A 16,930-nucleotide genomic window follows, 5' to 3' on the forward strand; every position below is an offset into this window, starting at 1 on the left:
TTTATTTTTTGACAGTTTTCTTTTTTGGACAATAATAATATTAAGTCGTAAACAAAGTCTTTAACAATTAAGACTTGGTTATAGTTTAAGTAAGTTATAGAGAACTTAGTTAGTTTTTTAACAGGAGAAGTAGGGTGCTTAACAACCTTCATCAATTATTATCTCCCCGTCAGTGGGCAATTTCCCTGGCGGGGTTAGGCTTACTTCTCGGTTTGGGCTTTATAGGCAAGCAGACTCAAGTAGTGTCAGTTACAAATTCTCGATTATCATCGCCTCAAATTGAGAAAAGCTCCAAACCCTCTCTTCTGTCGCAGCTAAGAAGAGTTCGAGAGCAGAGAAGTCAACTTAATGCGGCTTCTGGAGATAGAGAGCTTTTTGGCTATAAGATTGGAAAAACACAAACTACAACCACCGCGCTGGTTCCAGGTTCTCAGGGAGCGACCAAAGGCGCGGGAGTTTTACCAAAAGCGAATTTTCCTGAAAAAGATGGGGTTTATCTCTATGGTCAATCCCCAAAACCAAACCAGCTTGGTCAAGCTTACATCATATTTCAAAAGCAGCAGGAGAAGGTAACGGGTGTATTGTATATGCCACAATCAGAGTTTAATTGTTTTCAGGGTACACTCAACCCATCAGGAGAGTTGGCGATGACGGTTAATGGTTCAGCAAATGAAGCTAGTTCTAATCAGTCGAATCAGGTAGCTACAAGCAGTAGATTGCCTAAAGTTGGTGAAGACGAATCAAGCAGTTATGCTTATTCGGTGGCTCTGCAAGACTTTTACCGATTAAATTCTATCACTGCTAGCGATCGCCGCACATTGCAAATGTGCAAATAATCTTCAAGTTAATACTCAATTCCTGGTTGCGCCTTAACACCTTGATCGCGGAAAGGGTGCTTAACTAAGGTCATTTCGGTTACGAGGTCAGCACGCTCAATTAAAGCAGCCGGTGCGCCTCTACCTGTGAGAATAACGTGTTTGTTAGCTGGTTTTTGCGCCAAACCTGCTAAAACGTCTTCTACTTCTAAGTAAGACATTTTCAGGGCAATATTGATTTCATCTAACAACACCATCTGAAAGTCTGGGTTGCGGATATATTCTAATGATTTTTCCCAGGCGGCGCTAGCTTTGTCGAGATCGCGATCGCGGTCTTGAGTTTCCCAGGTAAAGCCTTCGCCCATTGCGTGAAATTCTATCTGGTCTTCCCAATAGCTGAAAACCCTTTTTTCGGAAGGTTCCCAGCTACCTTTGATGAATTGGACGATCGCTACTTTATACCCGTGACCGAGGGATCGTAACACCATCCCTAAAGCCGCAGTGGTTTTACCCTTACCATTACCAGTATTTACAATAATTAACCCTTTTTCTGGTACAGCTTCTGCGATGCGCTTCTCTTGGACTTCTTTGCGTCGCTGCATCTTTTTGCGGTACTGTTCATCAGTCAGAGATGAAGACATTACCTCATCAATCAAGCGCCCAATCTCTTGGTCTGGGTTCAATTCTTTTGGTGTGTCGTTTATCATCAACTTTGTCTAGAAATAACTGTTAAAAGTGTTGAGAATGAGCCAAAATCGTCTTACTTATCTAGTTTCACTTAAATCACTTGATTGGAAATGCCCAGAAAGTTTTCATGTTAAATATTAATAGTGTGTTAGCTTTATTAATGATTTGCAGACAAGTGTGGAAATTTATATGATATACAAGCCGAACTTATAATTTGAGTTTACTATTACTGTTTTAAATAATTTAATATGTTCATTAAAGCACTTTACGAGTAAAAATTTATTATTATCTCCTTTCGTACAGTCATAAGTTAGACTACCAACCGAGGGCGTTGGTTTAAGTCTTGGGGTATGATGTTTGATATCGAGAGTTCTGCATTTATTTTTGAGTTTTGAATTTTGAATTGTTAAGGATGTTGTTGTTTCCATTTTTCCCATAAAGGGTGCGTATCCTCTGGTTGCCCGTCATAGTTGAGCAATTGGTCTGAAATTATCACCCATGACTGGGCACTGCGTGTCCAAATGTTACCCACTGGGCGTAACCAACTTGTATCATCTAAGGTTCCGGCTTTGACATTGATAGTATTTGAGTTGTAAGTCCGTTCATGGAACAATCGCGTTCCGCAGTCGCCACAGAATAGGTTATTTACTTCACGTCCGCTATCATTTTTCCGAGTCCAAGCTTTCGGTTTTCCCTGAACAATCATAATAGCATCTCGTAGTACTGTAAGAGACATTCCAAAGGCACTAGACGATTGTTTCTGACACTCCTTGCAGTGGCATAGGTAAAGGGTTAACGGTTGGGCATGAATTTCGTAACTAATTTGTCCACATTGACAACCTCCAGTATATGGAAGACTCACAGGTTTTATCTCCTGACAATTTGTGTTGCTTCATTGTAACTAAAGCTATCTCAATCTTAAAGTTGGTTGTAGAAGACACAAACAGAAGATACGGGGACATTTTTATTGTCCACGTCTCTCTAAATCTCCCTCATTCTTCATCTTCATCCAATTCATCATCCTCACTCCAATACTGTTGAGGTGCATTTCCGTGAACTTCTAAAATTTTTGCTTTTTTGATTTTGTTATCAGGTGGATTAATTGCTTCTAACTGCACATCAAATTTCCAGTTGTCGCAAAAATCATAAAGATAGATCATTTTAGCACCCGGTTCTAGAGATAAGTCACCAATCTGTACTTGGTCTGCAAATGGCGGTGTTTCCATGTAGGGATGACCGATTTTGATTATACGACCAAAACGGTCTTTATAACTAAACTCATATAAATGGTCGTAGTCAAAATCAAAAGCATCGAGAATTGTCTCTGCTAACCAGCTTAATGGTTTTTTCGCTGGGATGGCAATGCGTCTCCAAGCCTTAGAAATGGACACTTTAAAAATATAAATACCATCAGTGAAGCCTTGCTTGACCACAAATAAATTATGCTCCCATTCTGGAAAAAATGGTTGAAAATGCGGCTGCAATTTTCCAAAAGTCACATTGACATCATCCTGTAATTCTCCTCGTATACCCAGTGGAAATAGTAATTGCAAGAGAGCATCACCAAAGGGTAAGCGTTGTAAACTAGTAATGCGCCACCCCTTGCCTTCTTGTGGTTTTCCTTGCTGGATAGATAGCAATCCAAATAACTCTAACAGGGCAACGTTATGCAGACCTGGGTAATAACTAATATCATCTTGGTCTTCATATTTAGGAAATTTCAAACCTTTATCTGGGACGCGAGTCCAAAGTTGAATGCATCTAAATAAATTTCCGAATGAGTCTTGATGCTCACCCAAAATTTCGTTATTTCCCCAAATTAACCAAGCTTCTAATAAGTTGAAATAGCGTTCTGTTGGGTTTAGATTTGACCATGATTCTAAGATAGCTGCGTCTAATACTAAAATTTGCTTCTTCCCTTGGGATCTAATTTGGGCTATCCCAGAACTGCGTAATAACAAATATAACCCATTAATATAGGGGTATGATTTCTGTACGGGGCGTTTGAGTTTAGTTTCAATTGGATGACTTAACCGAGAATTAAGTTCTGATAGGATTTTTAGGGGTAGAAGGTTATTAACACTACTAACTTCCACTCCATTTGGTTGTAAAAAATCTATCAGAGTTTGAAAGTCATGCCCAATCGTACCGGGTTGATTTTGATCAATACTGAGTTCTTGTAGAAGTTGTTGTTGTGACTCTGTTAGGGAAGGCAGTTCAGGATTGAGTGTGCGTTCTAGCCGCGCAAATAAATCTTCCATAAATAAAAATTCTAAATTCTAAATTCACAATTTAACCTTCCGCAAAACTAAAAAACATCGACCCGCTATGTGTCACCGCAGGACTATCAACACCGTAAGCTTAATGAAATGTAAATGATAATATTTTCACCTTCTACTTGACAATCCCAGGAATTTGATATGAATAGTAACACTGGTCTACAAATGATTTTAGCTGATACACGTATTGATATAGTATTAAGAGCGATCGCACAACTAAATCTACCTAACTGGTGGTTAGCCGGGGGTGCAGTCCGAAACACCGTTTGGCATTCAATTTTTGGCGAGAATTGTCGGTTAGGTATTAAAGATTTTGATATTGCATTCTTTGATATAGAGGGGAACCGTTCCCAAGAACTAGCAGCAAAGGCGACTCTCACACAACAATTTCCTCATGACCAGTTTGATGTAAAAAATCAAGCTAGTTTTGCTCGTTGGCGTCTTGGTAGCAGACCTTACATTAGTACAGAGGATGCGATTACAGATTGGCTGCACACCGCTACTGCTGTAGGAGTTCGACAAGATACACAAGGCCAATGGCAATTTTTCACTCCCTATGGGTTGGATGACTTGTTTGGTGGTATTATTCGACCTACACCAGCACATATTGATAACTTAGATGCTGATAATAAGGCATCTGGATTTTTACAAAAGTGTCCTTATCTGCGGTTGGCATTACAAGGGAATAATCGTTTTTGAAAGTGGAAAAAATGTTCTGTTGGAAGTATGGGTTTGCATAAGTTTGTAGCTTTTTTAAACGCAGAGGAACGCAAAGTAAAGCGCAGAGGGACGCAAAGTTTGAGTGCTATATTTGTTCTGAATTAATGAAATTCTGTACTAAGCGTTAGGAAAGCTTTGAAGTCACCCTTTATTCTGTTTGATGTATGAGTAAAGAAGTTCGCGATCGCTCTGGGGATTTACAATTAAGCATGGACTATTCCCGTGACTTTCATTACTTACAAGAACAACAGTAATACCCATCCGTGGACAAACCCCTAAACAACTGGTACTAACAACCCGAAATTCACCCCATAATCCCTCAAATTTTAAACGCGATTTCAACCAATTCTCTAAGTCTTCGGAAGCAGTTGAGCTTCTGCCAGTTGGATGAAAATTATTTGGTTGCTCGTTTGCACATTGTGAACACACTAGCACCAAACCGGACTCCCATCGGGGAGAAATACTGGGAATAGAAGTTTCTAACGGGCGAGAATTTATTAGAGGCAGGGACGATGGTTGCTGAGAATTGGAGGCAAACCTCTTGAGGATACGTTTGAGCAATCTCTGAATACGCTGGATCAGTTTTTTCATAGACGATCCTACTTATTTCTCTCAACAGGATAGTCTAAATTTCCCGTTTAGTCTGTTCTAGTAGATCATCTATTTCTAGCAAGAATCAGCGCTTGTGAGCAATTTGCTGTAAGTATGCAATTAGCTGTTCTCCTGCGGTGTCAATGTGTCGTTTTAGTAACCTGACAGCAGCTTTTGTATCTCGCTTTTGACAAGCATCTAGGAGTTGATAGTGTTCTTTTTGCGATCGCTCTTGGTAATCCATCTGCGCCATTTGCACGCGGACATAGCGATCGCAATTAACGTGTAAAGTTTTAATCATTGTCAGCAATCGGGGACGTTCAGCAGTGGCGTACAGCGTCGCATGAAATTCCCAGTTGAGTTTTGCCAACATACCTGCATCAGTTGCTTTGTCTGTCGCTTCCAGAATCACAGCAGCTTTTTCTATATCTGTTTCCCTGAACTTAGGTATTGCCAACTGCATTGCTTTCACTTCCAAGGCGCTACGAATTTCACAGATTTCTTGCGCCTCCAGATATGTCAACACCGATACGATCGCACCACGATTTAGATGCAGTGTCACCAATCCTTCGGCTTCTAGCTGCTTGAGCGCCTCGCGCACGGGAATGCGACTAACGCCAAACTGAGTGGCGATTTCATCCTGTCTAAGTGATTGTCCTTCCTGAAAAATGCCGCCCAGAATCGCTTCCCGCAAAGCATCGGCAATTAAATCTGGGGTACTGCGTTGTTGTTGCAGCACATTAGCTGCCAAGTCATTTAAGTTCATATTTAATATTGTATACAAAATCCAGATAATTGTATACAATATCCGAAGTAGAATTTTTGAATATCCCCTCAATACCACGGGAGACAGTTATGAGCATCACATCTCAACCAGACCGAGTTATTATCTTCGACACCACGCTACGAGATGGCGAACAATCACCGGGCGCAACCCTGAATGTAGAAGAAAAGCTGGCGATTGCTCATCAACTGGCTCTCCTTGGTGTCGATGTGATTGAAGCAGGTTTTGCCGTTGCTAGTCCGGGAGATTTTCAAGCTGTTAAAACTATTGCTGAACAAGTCGGAATATCAGGCGGACCAATCATTTGCAGTTTAGCCAGAGCCATTCGCCAAGATATTCACGCCGCAGCCGTTGCCTTGAAGGGAGCGGCTCGTCCTAGAATCCACACGATGATTTCTACCTCTGATATTCACCTGAAATATCAGTTGAAAAAATCTCGTAGCGAAGTATTAGCGATCGCAGCCGAAATGGTCGCCTATGCCAAGTCCTTTGTAGACGATGTAGAATTTTCACCAATGGATGCCAGTCGCACTGAACCAGAATTTCTCTATCAAGTTTTGGAGGTGGCGATCGCAGCCGGTGCAACTACAATTAATATTCCTGATACCGTTGGTTACTGCACACCCAAGGAAATCGGAACTCTGATTCAAGGAATTCGATCATATGTTCCCAACATCGATGGGGTGATTCTTTCCATTCATACTCAAAATGATTTGGGTTTGGCGACAGCTAACGCTTTGGCTGCCATTGAATATGGTGTGCGTCAGGTGGAATGTACTATTAATGGCATTGGGGAACGGGCGGGTAATGCAGCATTAGAAGAGATTGTGATGGCGTTGCAGGTACGCAAACCATTTTTCAACCCCTATTTTGGTCGTCCAGTTGATGCCGATGCACCCTTGACTAATATTAAGACTCAGGAGATTTACAAAACCTCATCCTTGGTTTCCCAATTAACCGGAATGCTGATTCAGCCCAATAAAGCGATCGTGGGAGCAAACGCTTTCGCCCATGAGTCTGGGATTCACCAAGATGGGATTATCAAGCACCGCCAGACTTATGAAATTATGGAAGCTGCTGCGATCGGTTTGCCAGAAAATCGCATTGTTTTAGGCAAACACTCTGGACGAAATGCTTTTCGTAGCAGACTTAAGGAATTGGGTTTTGAATTGAATGAAGCAGACTTGAATAAAGCCTTCAATCGATTTAAAGAAGTCGCCGATAAGAAAAAAGAAATATCAGATTGGGATTTAGAAGCGATCGCTCGAGATGAGACACAGATTCAAGTAGAAAGTGGCTTTAAAATCGAACACGTCCAAGTAATCTGCGGTGATTGCACTTGCCCAACTGCAACCATTACAATTGTTACTCCTGATGGCAAAATCCTTACGAATGCGAGTGTAGGCGCTGGCCCAGTGGATGCGGTGTATCAAGCAATCAATCAATTGGTGAAAATTCCCAATCAACTGATTGAATTTTCTGTGCAATCTGTGACTGGCGGAATTGATGCACTGGGAACCGTCACAGTTCGCTTGAAGCATCAGGAGCGGATCTTCTCTGGACAAGCATCTGATACTGATATCGTCGTAGCAGCAGCTTACGCTCATGTAAATGCCCTGAATCGTCTTTATCGCTATTTGCAAACGCAAACTGAGAGATCCCATGCTGTTGTATCTGGGTAAATCAGGAAAGTAGCGATCGCTTTTGCCTTACTGAATACAGTTATGAATCGTTGATGTAGAGACGTAAAATTTTACATCTCTACAAGGGTTTAGGACTTACGCAGAAGAGCTCCCCCAACCCCCTTAAAAAGGGGGCTTTCAAGTTCCCCCCTTAAAAAAGGGGGTTAGGGGGGATCGAGGTTTCAAGCTTTGATTGCGTAATATCATGTCCGGTAGCTTACCCATAATTAGGTCACCACCTGAGGCCACCAGTGGAAGTTGGTCAAACCTCGAACTAAATCTTGTTGTTGGAGCAATTGTTGACATACTAATTCGCTTTGGCATTGGTACGGTAGATGCTTGTTTCCGAATGCATACTTGCCCATTTTATTATGGTTATGCTACCGGACATGATATAAGTCCTAATTATGTAAATGTACGACAAAAATTATTAAGCCACGCTAGGACATACCTTAACCGAAACGCCCGGAAATGTAGTCGCGGGTGCGGGGGTCTAATGGGTTATTAAAGATTTGCTCTGTAGCGCCAAATTCAACCATTTGACCAATTCGACTTTCATCGGTGCTGAAGAAAGCCGTAAAATCAGAGACGCGAGCGGCTTGCTGCATATTGTGGGTAACGATCGCAATTGTCAACTGAGACTTCAAACTATGGAGCAGTTCCTCAACTTTCATCGTCGCGATCGGATCAAGAGCCGAGCAAGGCTCATCCATCAGCAGAACTTTCGGCTTGACTGCTAAAGCACGGGCAATACATAATCTTTGTTGTTGACCACCAGAAAGCCCTAAACCGGATTTATCCAACTTATCTTTGACTTCATTCCAAAGAGCAGCACCTTTGAGGGCAGATTCGACAATTTCATCTAATTCTACTTTTGAATACCTGCCTGCTATTCTCATACCGTAGGCAACATTTTCGTAAATACTCAGGGGAAAAGGATTCGGTTTTTGAAACACCATACCAATTTGGCGACGTAAGCGATTGATGTTGACACGAGGAGCATAAATATTCTGACCAAAAAATTCTACATCTCCTTCAACTTTCACTGGCCCTTCTAATTCGCTAATCCGATTAAGAATTTTGATAAAGGTAGATTTACCACAACCACTAGGGCCAATAATTGCAGTTACTTGATTCTGACAAATATCTATTGATACCCTTTCGATTGCCTTGATTGTGCCATAGTAAAAGCTGATATTTTTAACTTTGATAGCTGGAATTAGGTTATTCATACTTGCCCAAGGTGCGAAACAAAACAAAAATTTATTTTTAGTTTATTTTTCTCTGTCTAATAACTAAGCGAGAGAGAATACTGACACATAAAATTAAGCTGAGTAGAACTATAGAAGTAGTCCATACTAATTGGCTTTTTTCCGGGTCGGGGTCGTTGTAGAGGTTAAAAATCAATACTGGTAAGGAAGCTGTTGGACTTAACAATCCTTCTGACCAATCTAGACTAAATAAAGCAGTAAAAATTAAGGGTGCTGTTTCACCAGCTGCACGAGCTACAGCTAATAAAATGCCTGTAGTAATTCCGGGAATTGCAGCAGTCACAACGATGCGAAAAATAGTTTGGAAGCGAGTTCCGCCTAAAGCAGCCGAGGCAAGACGTTGAGATATGGGAATAAGTTTTAAGGATTCTTCTGTTGTCAGTATAATCACAGGTAGCATAATTACGGCTAAAGCAAAACCACCTGCGATCGCACTAAATCCTTTAGTTACCAAAACTATCACACCGTAAGCGAATACGCCTACAACAATTGAAGGCACGCCTGTCAGAATACTGCTGATAAAACGAACAAGCCCAGTAATTGGGTTGGTTTGACTAAATTCTGCCAAGAAAATTCCTGTCATTATCCCTGTGGGAATGCTCAATATACCACCAATTAATACCATGATTATGGTTCCCAGTATGGCATTGCCAAAGCCATTGTCAATCACTGCTTTGACAAACATATCTGATTTCAGCCCAGATATTCCCCGGACGAGAATTTCCCACAAAATTGATAATAAAGGAATCAGTGCTAAACCTGTCAAACCAAAGGCGATCGCATTCATTGCATAAGTAAATATTACTCGCTCTGTTGGCAGAGGACTGCATAATTCTGTTGCCAGAGATTCATCAGGTTTAGGCTGGATGGAAGCACTCATATTTTTTACAAATTTTGATTGATAAACGTCTTGCTACATTGAGATGAAAATATTTATGGCAACATTAAACTGAAATAGGATTATTTATTTTTCCTGCCAACCCACTTCACCAATAGTACAGCGCCAATATTCACAGCTAGAGTTACGCCAAACAAAATCAATGCCAAATAGCTGAGAGCGCCTATATGCAATCCCGGTTCAGCTTCGGCAAATTCATTAGCTAATACAGAGGGAATTGTATAACCTGGATCGAGTAAAGAAGCACTGATTTGAGCAGAGTTACCAATTACCATAGTCACAGCCATTGTTTCGCCCAAAGCACGTCCTAAGGCCAGCATTGCTGCGCTCACCATTCCAGAAAATCCAGCTGGTAGCAAGACTCGAAAAATTGTTTCCCAACGGGTGCCACCCAAAGCCATAGATGCGCTACGTAATTCTTTAGGAATAGCCATTAAGACATCACGAGTAATTGCTGCCATTGTCGGCAAAATCATGATGGCTAGAATAATTCCAGCAGTCAACATATTAGTCCCCGAAGGGTCTTCTGTATTAAACAGTGGTATCCATTTAAAAGTGCTGGAGAGCAACTTTTGTAGAGGTTCTAGAACTGGAATAAAAACAAAAATCGCCCATAAACCAATAATGACACTGGGAATTGCTGCAATTAATTCAACAACAAATGCTAAGGTTGTTCGTAGCGATGAAGGTAAGAAATTTTCACTCGTGACTAAGGCTACTGCTATCCCCACTGGGACAGCCAATAAAATAGCGATCGCACTACTCACCAAACTTCCATAAATATAGGGTAATGCACCAAAAACCTGATTACCTGTATCCCAATCTTGATCCCACAAAAACCCCAGTCCAAACTGTTTAATGGCTGGTAGAGCTTCGTGTGAAATTACCCAACTCATTACAAATAGCACTGCAATCGTAATCACGGCAAAAAAGTATACTAGCCGTGTAAAACCTTGGTCAAACCATAAATTTGTGCCGCCGATAGCTGTTAAATTGAAATTTTCATCGCCTAGATTTGAATTATCTGATGAATTTCTGTCGGCTGGTTCAAGTGAATTTGCCATTACAAATCAATAAAATAGATTTTTTTATTACTAATAGAGTGAGTTGTTAATTCACTCTATTAGGAGAGGAAATTATAGCGCTTCTCATTTGTATACAATATATTTTGACCTCTCTCCTTTTAGGAGAGAGGCTTTGAGGTTTACTCCCCAACGCTAGTAGGGAAGGGGCTGTTCTTGTTAGGTCTGTATTCCATGCAATTGAGAACCACTATAGTCAGATTGTAAATTAAGGCTTGACAGAGCTATTCACTGTCTGAAGCACCCGATTGACCACATCAGATGGAATTTTGGTGTAGTTGAGGTCATCGTTATATTGTTGACCATCTTTTAATACCCAATTAATCCATTTCTTAATTGCATCAGCTTTAGCAGCATTAGCATACTGTTTGTAAACCAGCATCCAAGTAAGACCTACAATTGGATAACCCTGTGCTGGTTCTCCTACGAAAACGCGGTAGTTTTCGGGGAAATTCACAGTTGATAAAGCTGCATTTGCAGATTCTAAAGAAGGAGCAACAAATTCTCCTTTCTTATTTTGTACCAGTGCTGATTTCAGGTTATTTTGGACAGCGTAGCTATATTCTACATAACCAATAGAACCGGAAGTACGAGATACTAAGGCAGCTACGCCTGGATTGCCTTTGCCTCTGAGGACATTTGGCAGATTCCATTTGGGAGCAGTGTTAGTTCCAACTCTGCCTTTAAAATAACCGCTAGTAGCACTCAAGTGGTTAGTGAAAATGAAAGTTGTACCGCTACCATCAGCGCGAACAACAAATTTAATTGATTGATTTGGTAGATTTACACCTGGATTATCAGCTTTAATTTTTTGGTCATCCCATTTGGTAATTTGACCTGAGAAAATTGCTGGTAGTGTAGCGCGGGACAATTTGAGATCATTAACGCCGGGAAGATTGTAAACAACAGAAACGGCACCGCCTGCTGTAGGTACTAAGATTACACCGTTCTTGACTTTAGTGATTTCATCATCTTTCATTGCAGCATCACTACCACCAAAGTCAACGGTTCCAGCGATGACTTGACGAATACCGCCGCCGCTACCAATTGCTTGGTAGTTAATTTTCAAGTCGGGATATTTCTTTTTCACTTCACGAGCATAGCGTTCGTAAAGTGGAGCCGGAAAAGTTGCTCCTGCACCATTGAGAGTTTCAGCATGTGCGATCGCACCAAAAAATGGACTAAGTGCAACAGAAGTTGTCATCACTGAAGTAGCAATGACACGATTCAAGATGGTAGTCGGAAAAATCATATTACCTCTAATTAAAGGAATACATTTATGCTGTAATTTCAGCCTTAAGATAACTTACAATTTTTATGGTTAAGGATGAATAAACAAAAGATTAATATCTAATTAAATCTTACTTTTAAACATACCTTAATCTTTTGTTTATTGATATTTGATTAACTAGATTAGTTTAGCAATAATATGCTGATAAAAAATTTCAGTTGAATTTAAATAATTAAAAGTGAAAAAACCACTAAATTTCAAAATTATAACTTCAGTACAAAATAGATAAAAAATCTGTGGTAATCGGTGAGTCTGTAGAATTGAGTAGCAATCCTAAATCATTCGTTGTTGTGTATCTACACAGAATCAGGATCTTGCTAAAGTAATCCGATTAATATTTATTACGTAGTCACCTTTAACCACCCAAAAATATCACCTACCATCAACTGTAACCCCTGACACAACTCTGGCACTGCTAAAACAGACTCAATTTCCTCAAAAGGTAAAGGTTGTTGTCCCGCAGGATAAGCAGCAATGAATCGCTCATCAGGATCAATTAACCAACCCATTTGAGTCCCGTGATTGAGAGCGTGTAAGATTTTTTTTGTAACTTTTGTATGGCTTTGTTCGGGAGAGAATTTCGATTATCCAGTCGGGTGCTACGGCAAATATATTGGCAATATCACCATTCTCGTCTACAGGCAGCCTTGCCCAACAGAATACAGCGACATCGGGAACTATAGAACGTCCTGCATAGACGTGCGAAGCACGGCTTCCCGAAGGGTAAGTGCAACGTAATTCTGGAAAAGCCCAACCCATTTTTTGTACTTTGACAACAGAATTGATTGTGGGACAGAGTTCTCCTTGAATAGTGCTATGTTTTCCTTGAGGCATAGGTTTTGGAATAATTTTACCGTCGATGTATTCGCAATATGGTTTAGTTTCTGGTAGTGCGAGAAACTCTTCTAGGGTCAATATTTTATTTGATGTTTGTATCATGATTATCCTAGCTTCAACTTATAAGAACTTTTTTACATAGTTAAGTCCTAACTTCTGAAGTCTTAACTGAAAAGTATTTACCTTATTCTAAAATATTTTTTCAATTTACCCATCAGCCGCCATCTAAATTATTTGATGTTTGCTTGCGGCTACAATACAGCACTAAAAGTATAAATAATCCTATTCCTGCCAGATATTTAATTGGATCAGGTATGTTGGGATTAGGAGAAAAAAAGCCTTCGATCGCACCAGCAATAATCAACATTGGTACAATCCCAAATACTAGCTGCACCGCTTGCAAACCGTACAATTTCAGTGCATCCCCACGGCGATATTTACCAGGAAATAAAATTGCTCTTGCTAATAAAAATCCCGCACCTCCAGCAAAAAAGATCGCGGGTAATTCCAAAGAACCATGCCCAAACACAAACGCCCAAAAAGGATAAGCCAGATTATTTTGACCCACCAAAGTACCAACAGCACCAATCAATAAGCCATTAAATACCATCAAATAAGTTGTATATGCTCCAGCCGTCATCCCACCAGCAACAGCCCCAAAACACACCGACAGGTTATTGATCATGATACTGCTGGATGCCAGAGGTTCAACGCCGACAATTGACCCCATCCACAATTTATGCTCATCTCGCACCTTAGTAATCAAACTTTCAGGTACTATCAACGACATAAAGCTAGGATTTTGCCAGGAATACCACCAACCTACTAGCGCCCCCAGTAGAAACAGCGTCGTTGCACCAGCAATATATGCAAATGTTTTCTGAACTACAGATGGTAATCCCCATCGGTAAAATTCCAGAATTGCCTGCCATTCCTGTCGCCGCGAACCTTGGTAAATCTGCGTATAGGCACGAGTTGTTAAAGATTGTAAACTTTGGATCAAAGTATTGCCGATTTGTTGTGTGCGGGCACGAGCCAAATCTGCTGCCACTGAACGATACAAACTCGCTAACTCTCTAATTTCTGCTGCCGATAAGGATTTTAACCCTTTTTTTTCTATCTGCCTTAATAGGGCATCCAGACGTTGCCAATTCGGTTCTCGTCGTGCAATCCAACGTTGAATATTCATGAATTTTGGGAACACTGAGTTTAACTTAGCTTAAGATAGCCTCAAATTCATCTCCGTAATTTCAACGGAAATTTGCCATTATGTCTGAAAATTTTGGATCTCCCAGTCAGATACAACCACTGAGTTTAGGGAATGTTGTTACTGCTGCGGTACGGTTGTATCGTTCTCATCTGAAGACTTATCTGAAACTGGCTTTAATTGCTCACTTGTGGATTATAATTCCGATCTACGGCTGGGCAAAATATGCAGCCATCTCTGGACTAATTTCACGCTTGGCTTTTGGAGAATTGGTTTACCAACCTGAAAATGTCCAAACTGCCAGTAGCCATATTAATCCACGTCTTTGGTCATTTTTAAGAGTTGGTTTCCAAGTAAGTATATATTTACTTGTAATTTATTTGGGACTAGCGATCGCGGGTGGTATCGTGGGTGGCTTGCTGGGAGTAGTATTAGGAGGGATATTAGGTAGTACAGGTGTTATAGTTGCAACCACATTGGCAATTATTGTAACGGTAGTTATTATGCTATTGGGACTAACTTGGTTCTACTCGCGTTGGGTAGTAGCTGAGGTACCGCTAGCTGTTGAGGAAAATATCAATGGTGGCGAAAGTGTTGCCAGAAGTTGGGACTTAACTAAAGCTTCAGTACTTCGCATTCAGGGCGTTGTTTTAGTTGCGTGTGTCGTTACATTTCCGTTAGTATTTGTATTTAACTATATACCCCAACTATTCCTCGTAAAGCTTGAGCAAGGTTCTACTATCTACGGAATTGTATATGTTATTTCTTTGATCAGCGGCTTAGTAGGTGGAGTTTTTGTGATGCCATTTTGGCAAGCACTAAAAGCTGTTTTATATTTTGACTTGCGTAGTCGGCGCGAGGGTCTAGGTTTGCAATTACGAGAACCTCCCTTGCAGGATTTTCGTTAACTCAACACCTTAATTTAACTCTATTAATTTTGAATTAGTTAAAATATGCGCTTTTTTAATCGCATCACATTCCAGACTCCAGAAAGTGTAGAGTTGGAATTTACTCTAGCGGGAATCGGCAATCGAGCTTTGGCACTGCTGATTGATTATACAGCCTTGGCTGTAATTTTGCTTGTGTTTTTCCTTGGCTGGACTCTCTTTTCGACGCAACTGTTCAATTTTTTTGAGGCTCGGAATTTAGGAATTTGGTTAATAGCAATTTTCTTCATTATCGCCTTTGCAATTTACATCGGCTATTTTGTATTTTTTGAAACCTTATGGTTTGGGCAAACCCCTGGTAAACGGGTTGCTAAAATTCGCGTAGTTCGAGATGATGGTAGACTCATCGGGCTACAACAAGCAACTCTACGTGCCTTACTGCGACCCTTTGATGAAACTTTGTTTATTGGCGCATTTTTAATTATGTTTGGCCGTCGAGAAAAGCGCTTAGGTGATTTGGCAGCTGGCACAATTGTAATTCAAGCCCAAACACCGACTGCATCAGCCACATTAACAATTTCGGAACAGGCTAAGGTACTTCATGAACAGTTAATCCAAATTGCCGATTTATCACCATTGATGCCTGATGATTTTGCTGTTATTCGTGAGTATTTGCAGCGACGTGGTGCAATGTCGTTAAAAGCAAAAGCCTCATTATCTCTAAAGCTAGCCGAGCAAGTTGTAGGTATTATTAATCTAGAAAAGTTGCCAGAAGCTGTTACACCTGATGTATTTTTAGAAGCTGTTTACCTCGTTTATCAACAACCGGAATTTTAAATGCGAATAAACTATAGCACTTTTCCTTTGTATGCAATAGACTTTGACCTCTCCTTTTAGGAGAGAGGCTTTGAATCTTACTCCCCTTCCCTCTCTTCTCTACGAGAGGCTTCTCTTTCAGAGACGCTAACGCGAACGCCAACGAGACGCTGCGCGAATGTAGGGAAGGGGTTGGGGGTTAGGTCTATATTAGACTCAACTGAGAACCGCTATATTAGCAAATCCAAATTTAATGTTGCTCAGATAATACGCGGATTCAGATCAAAAATCTAAAATCGGCCAGTCTGGTTCACGATAATAGCGGGTCATGTCATTAAACTTCCGTAATTCGACGCGATGAATCAAAATTTCTGGCAAATCTAACAGCCATTGTTCATTCAATTGAGAAAGCATTGTGCTGAAACTTGTGCGGTCTAAGTCAGATGAAACCTCCCCAAAATAGGCTAATGTAACATGGGCTGTAAAGTGATAATGCTGCTCAATACCCAAAGCAATTAACTTGGGATTTTGATAAATTGTTCGGCGAAATTTACTAATTTCCTCGTAGCAGCTTTCATCCTTGGGTACCAAACAAACGGCTACAGCTCTTGGCATCAGTATTAGTCCCAGCATTTGCCATTTAATCGGATGACTCCTGTTTGTCATCAATTGTTGATATTGCTGAAACATTTCGGCTAAACAAGAGTGTAACTCCTCGTCAAATTTGGGATTTTTTTCGTAGGTGTCAAGGTAAGCATTGTCCCAAATTAAATCCGCTAAAGTTAGATGGAAGCTAGCAGGAGGTACAGGTACGATCAAATTACGGTTTACAGGCAACTGTAAAAGTTCCTGTTGGTAAGTCTGTAATTTGGCATAGAAAGCAGAGTTTTGTGATTCTTCTTCTGCCGCAGGCGGGGTAATTAGCGTATAGCCAGGAAAGGCCGTTGCTTGTATTAACCCAGAATCTGGCTGAAATTTAGAAGATTCCTGAATATGCTGAACTTGGGATCTGTAGGCTTCTGGCAGCGTCAGTCGTGCTAACCGATTTAAGTAAGTTTGATAGTTGTCGTCCAATCTTTATAG

General features: G+C 40.7%; 16 protein-coding genes and 1 pseudogene. 5 read left to right on the top strand and 12 right to left on the bottom strand.

All coding sequences use genetic code 11. The annotated features are described in order from the left end of the window. Positions 1–134 precede the first annotated feature (134 nt). A complete protein-coding gene (locus tag V7K15_RS27485; RefSeq protein ID WP_334910779.1) occupies positions 135–836 on the top strand; it encodes a hypothetical protein in 702 nt (233 codons plus the stop codon). 8 nt (positions 837–844) lie between these two features. Here the strand turns inward: V7K15_RS27485 and cobO are convergent, their stop codons facing one another. The 3 genes from cobO to V7K15_RS27500 all read right to left on the bottom strand — a co-directional run bounded on the left by cobO (position 845) and on the right by V7K15_RS27500 (position 3,763). Then, a complete protein-coding gene (cobO, locus tag V7K15_RS27490; protein WP_334910781.1) occupies positions 845–1,522 on the bottom strand; it encodes a cob(I)yrinic acid a,c-diamide adenosyltransferase in 678 nt (225 codons plus the stop codon). Positions 1,523–1,908: 386 nt separating this feature from the next. Next, on the bottom strand, positions 1,909–2,364 hold the full coding sequence (locus V7K15_RS27495) for a GFA family protein (RefSeq protein WP_334910783.1): 456 nt from the start codon (positions 2,362–2,364) through the stop codon (positions 1,909–1,911). Positions 2,365–2,494: 130 nt separating this feature from the next. After that, positions 2,495–3,763, bottom strand: coding sequence for a plasmid pRiA4b ORF-3 family protein (locus V7K15_RS27500; protein WP_334910785.1), 1,269 nt, complete (start codon positions 3,761–3,763; stop codon positions 2,495–2,497). A 159-nt stretch (positions 3,764–3,922) separates the two neighbouring features. On the opposite strand from V7K15_RS27500, the gene V7K15_RS27505 reads away from it, so the two are divergent. Continuing rightward, positions 3,923–4,480, top strand: coding sequence for a nucleotidyltransferase family protein (locus V7K15_RS27505; RefSeq protein WP_334910787.1), 558 nt, complete (start codon positions 3,923–3,925; stop codon positions 4,478–4,480). Positions 4,481–4,642: 162 nt separating this feature from the next. On the opposite strand, the gene V7K15_RS27510 is transcribed toward V7K15_RS27505, so the two are convergent. Both V7K15_RS27510 and V7K15_RS27515 read right to left on the bottom strand, forming a co-directional pair. Beyond that, positions 4,643–5,092, bottom strand: coding sequence for a (2Fe-2S) ferredoxin domain-containing protein (locus V7K15_RS27510; protein WP_334910789.1), 450 nt, complete (start codon positions 5,090–5,092; stop codon positions 4,643–4,645). A gap of 85 nt (positions 5,093–5,177) precedes the next feature. Then, complete coding sequence (locus V7K15_RS27515) at positions 5,178–5,858, bottom strand: GntR family transcriptional regulator (RefSeq protein WP_334910791.1); 681 nt, start codon at positions 5,856–5,858, stop codon at positions 5,178–5,180. Between the two features lie 95 nt (positions 5,859–5,953). Here V7K15_RS27515 and V7K15_RS27520 point away from each other — a divergent pair, with 95 nt between their 5' ends. Beyond that, a complete protein-coding gene (locus tag V7K15_RS27520) occupies positions 5,954–7,558 on the top strand; it encodes a 2-isopropylmalate synthase (RefSeq protein ID WP_334910844.1) in 1,605 nt (534 codons plus the stop codon). 452 nt (positions 7,559–8,010) lie between these two features. On the opposite strand, the gene pstB is transcribed toward V7K15_RS27520, so the two are convergent. The 6 genes and pseudogenes from pstB to V7K15_RS27550 all read right to left on the bottom strand — a co-directional run bounded on the left by pstB (position 8,011) and on the right by V7K15_RS27550 (position 14,126). Then, the gene (gene pstB, locus V7K15_RS27525; protein WP_334910793.1) at positions 8,011–8,790 is read right to left on the bottom strand and encodes a phosphate ABC transporter ATP-binding protein PstB; all 780 of its coding nucleotides are present in this window, start codon (positions 8,788–8,790) and stop codon (positions 8,011–8,013) included. A 37-nt stretch (positions 8,791–8,827) separates the two neighbouring features. Continuing rightward, complete coding sequence (pstA, locus tag V7K15_RS27530; RefSeq protein WP_334910795.1) at positions 8,828–9,709, bottom strand: phosphate ABC transporter permease PstA; 882 nt, start codon at positions 9,707–9,709, stop codon at positions 8,828–8,830. Between the two features lie 80 nt (positions 9,710–9,789). After that, on the bottom strand, positions 9,790–10,791 hold the full coding sequence (gene pstC / locus V7K15_RS27535) for a phosphate ABC transporter permease subunit PstC (RefSeq protein WP_334910797.1): 1,002 nt from the start codon (positions 10,789–10,791) through the stop codon (positions 9,790–9,792). 226 nt (positions 10,792–11,017) lie between these two features. Beyond that, positions 11,018–12,061, bottom strand: a complete 1,044-nt coding sequence (gene pstS, locus V7K15_RS27540) for a phosphate ABC transporter substrate-binding protein PstS (RefSeq protein WP_334910799.1) — start codon at positions 12,059–12,061, stop codon at positions 11,018–11,020. 380 nt (positions 12,062–12,441) lie between these two features. Further along, positions 12,442–13,039: pseudogene (locus V7K15_RS27545) on the bottom strand (Uma2 family endonuclease). A gap of 112 nt (positions 13,040–13,151) precedes the next feature. Further along, a complete protein-coding gene (locus V7K15_RS27550; RefSeq protein ID WP_334910801.1) occupies positions 13,152–14,126 on the bottom strand; it encodes a stage II sporulation protein M in 975 nt (324 codons plus the stop codon). An 80-nt stretch (positions 14,127–14,206) separates the two neighbouring features. Here V7K15_RS27550 and V7K15_RS27555 point away from each other — a divergent pair, with 80 nt between their 5' ends. After that, a complete protein-coding gene (locus tag V7K15_RS27555; protein ID WP_334910803.1) occupies positions 14,207–15,052 on the top strand; it encodes a hypothetical protein in 846 nt (281 codons plus the stop codon). 45 nt (positions 15,053–15,097) lie between these two features. Continuing rightward, positions 15,098–15,868 carry an RDD family protein gene (locus V7K15_RS27560; RefSeq protein ID WP_334910805.1) on the top strand — a complete coding sequence of 257 codons (771 nt, stop codon included), beginning with the start codon at positions 15,098–15,100 and terminating at the stop codon, positions 15,866–15,868. 261 nt (positions 15,869–16,129) lie between these two features. Here V7K15_RS27560 and V7K15_RS27565 read toward each other — a convergent pair whose 3' ends face one another. Continuing rightward, positions 16,130–16,921: a DUF1868 domain-containing protein gene (locus V7K15_RS27565; RefSeq protein ID WP_334910807.1), complete on the bottom strand. Its 792-nt coding sequence runs from the start codon at positions 16,919–16,921 to the stop codon at positions 16,130–16,132. Positions 16,922–16,930 lie beyond the last annotated feature (9 nt).

The organism is Nostoc sp. (genome assembly GCF_036919815.1).
Taxonomy (GTDB): domain Bacteria; phylum Cyanobacteriota; class Cyanobacteriia; order Cyanobacteriales; family Nostocaceae; genus Nostoc.

What these genes read in the sequence shown, in the direction of transcription:
- V7K15_RS27500 (WP_334910785.1), bottom strand. Translation starts at nt 3,763, where the DNA reads ATGGAAGATTTATTTGCGCGGCTAGAACGCACACTCAATCCTGAACTG.
- V7K15_RS27555 (WP_334910803.1), top strand. Translation starts at nt 14,207, where the DNA reads ATGTCTGAAAATTTTGGATCTCCCAGTCAGATACAACCACTGAGTTTA.
- pstA (WP_334910795.1), bottom strand. Translation starts at nt 9,709, where the DNA reads ATGAGTGCTTCCATCCAGCCTAAACCTGATGAATCTCTGGCAACAGAA.
- V7K15_RS27550 (WP_334910801.1), bottom strand. Translation starts at nt 14,126, where the DNA reads ATGAATATTCAACGTTGGATTGCACGACGAGAACCGAATTGGCAACGT.
- V7K15_RS27560 (WP_334910805.1), top strand. Translation starts at nt 15,098, where the DNA reads ATGCGCTTTTTTAATCGCATCACATTCCAGACTCCAGAAAGTGTAGAG.
- pstS (WP_334910799.1), bottom strand. Translation starts at nt 12,061, where the DNA reads ATGATTTTTCCGACTACCATCTTGAATCGTGTCATTGCTACTTCAGTG.
- pstC (WP_334910797.1), bottom strand. Translation starts at nt 10,791, where the DNA reads ATGGCAAATTCACTTGAACCAGCCGACAGAAATTCATCAGATAATTCA.
- cobO (WP_334910781.1), bottom strand. Translation starts at nt 1,522, where the DNA reads ATGATAAACGACACACCAAAAGAATTGAACCCAGACCAAGAGATTGGG.
- V7K15_RS27510 (WP_334910789.1), bottom strand. Translation starts at nt 5,092, where the DNA reads ATGAAAAAACTGATCCAGCGTATTCAGAGATTGCTCAAACGTATCCTC.
- pstB (WP_334910793.1), bottom strand. Translation starts at nt 8,790, where the DNA reads ATGAATAACCTAATTCCAGCTATCAAAGTTAAAAATATCAGCTTTTAC.
- V7K15_RS27515 (WP_334910791.1), bottom strand. Translation starts at nt 5,858, where the DNA reads ATGAACTTAAATGACTTGGCAGCTAATGTGCTGCAACAACAACGCAGT.
- V7K15_RS27505 (WP_334910787.1), top strand. Translation starts at nt 3,923, where the DNA reads ATGAATAGTAACACTGGTCTACAAATGATTTTAGCTGATACACGTATT.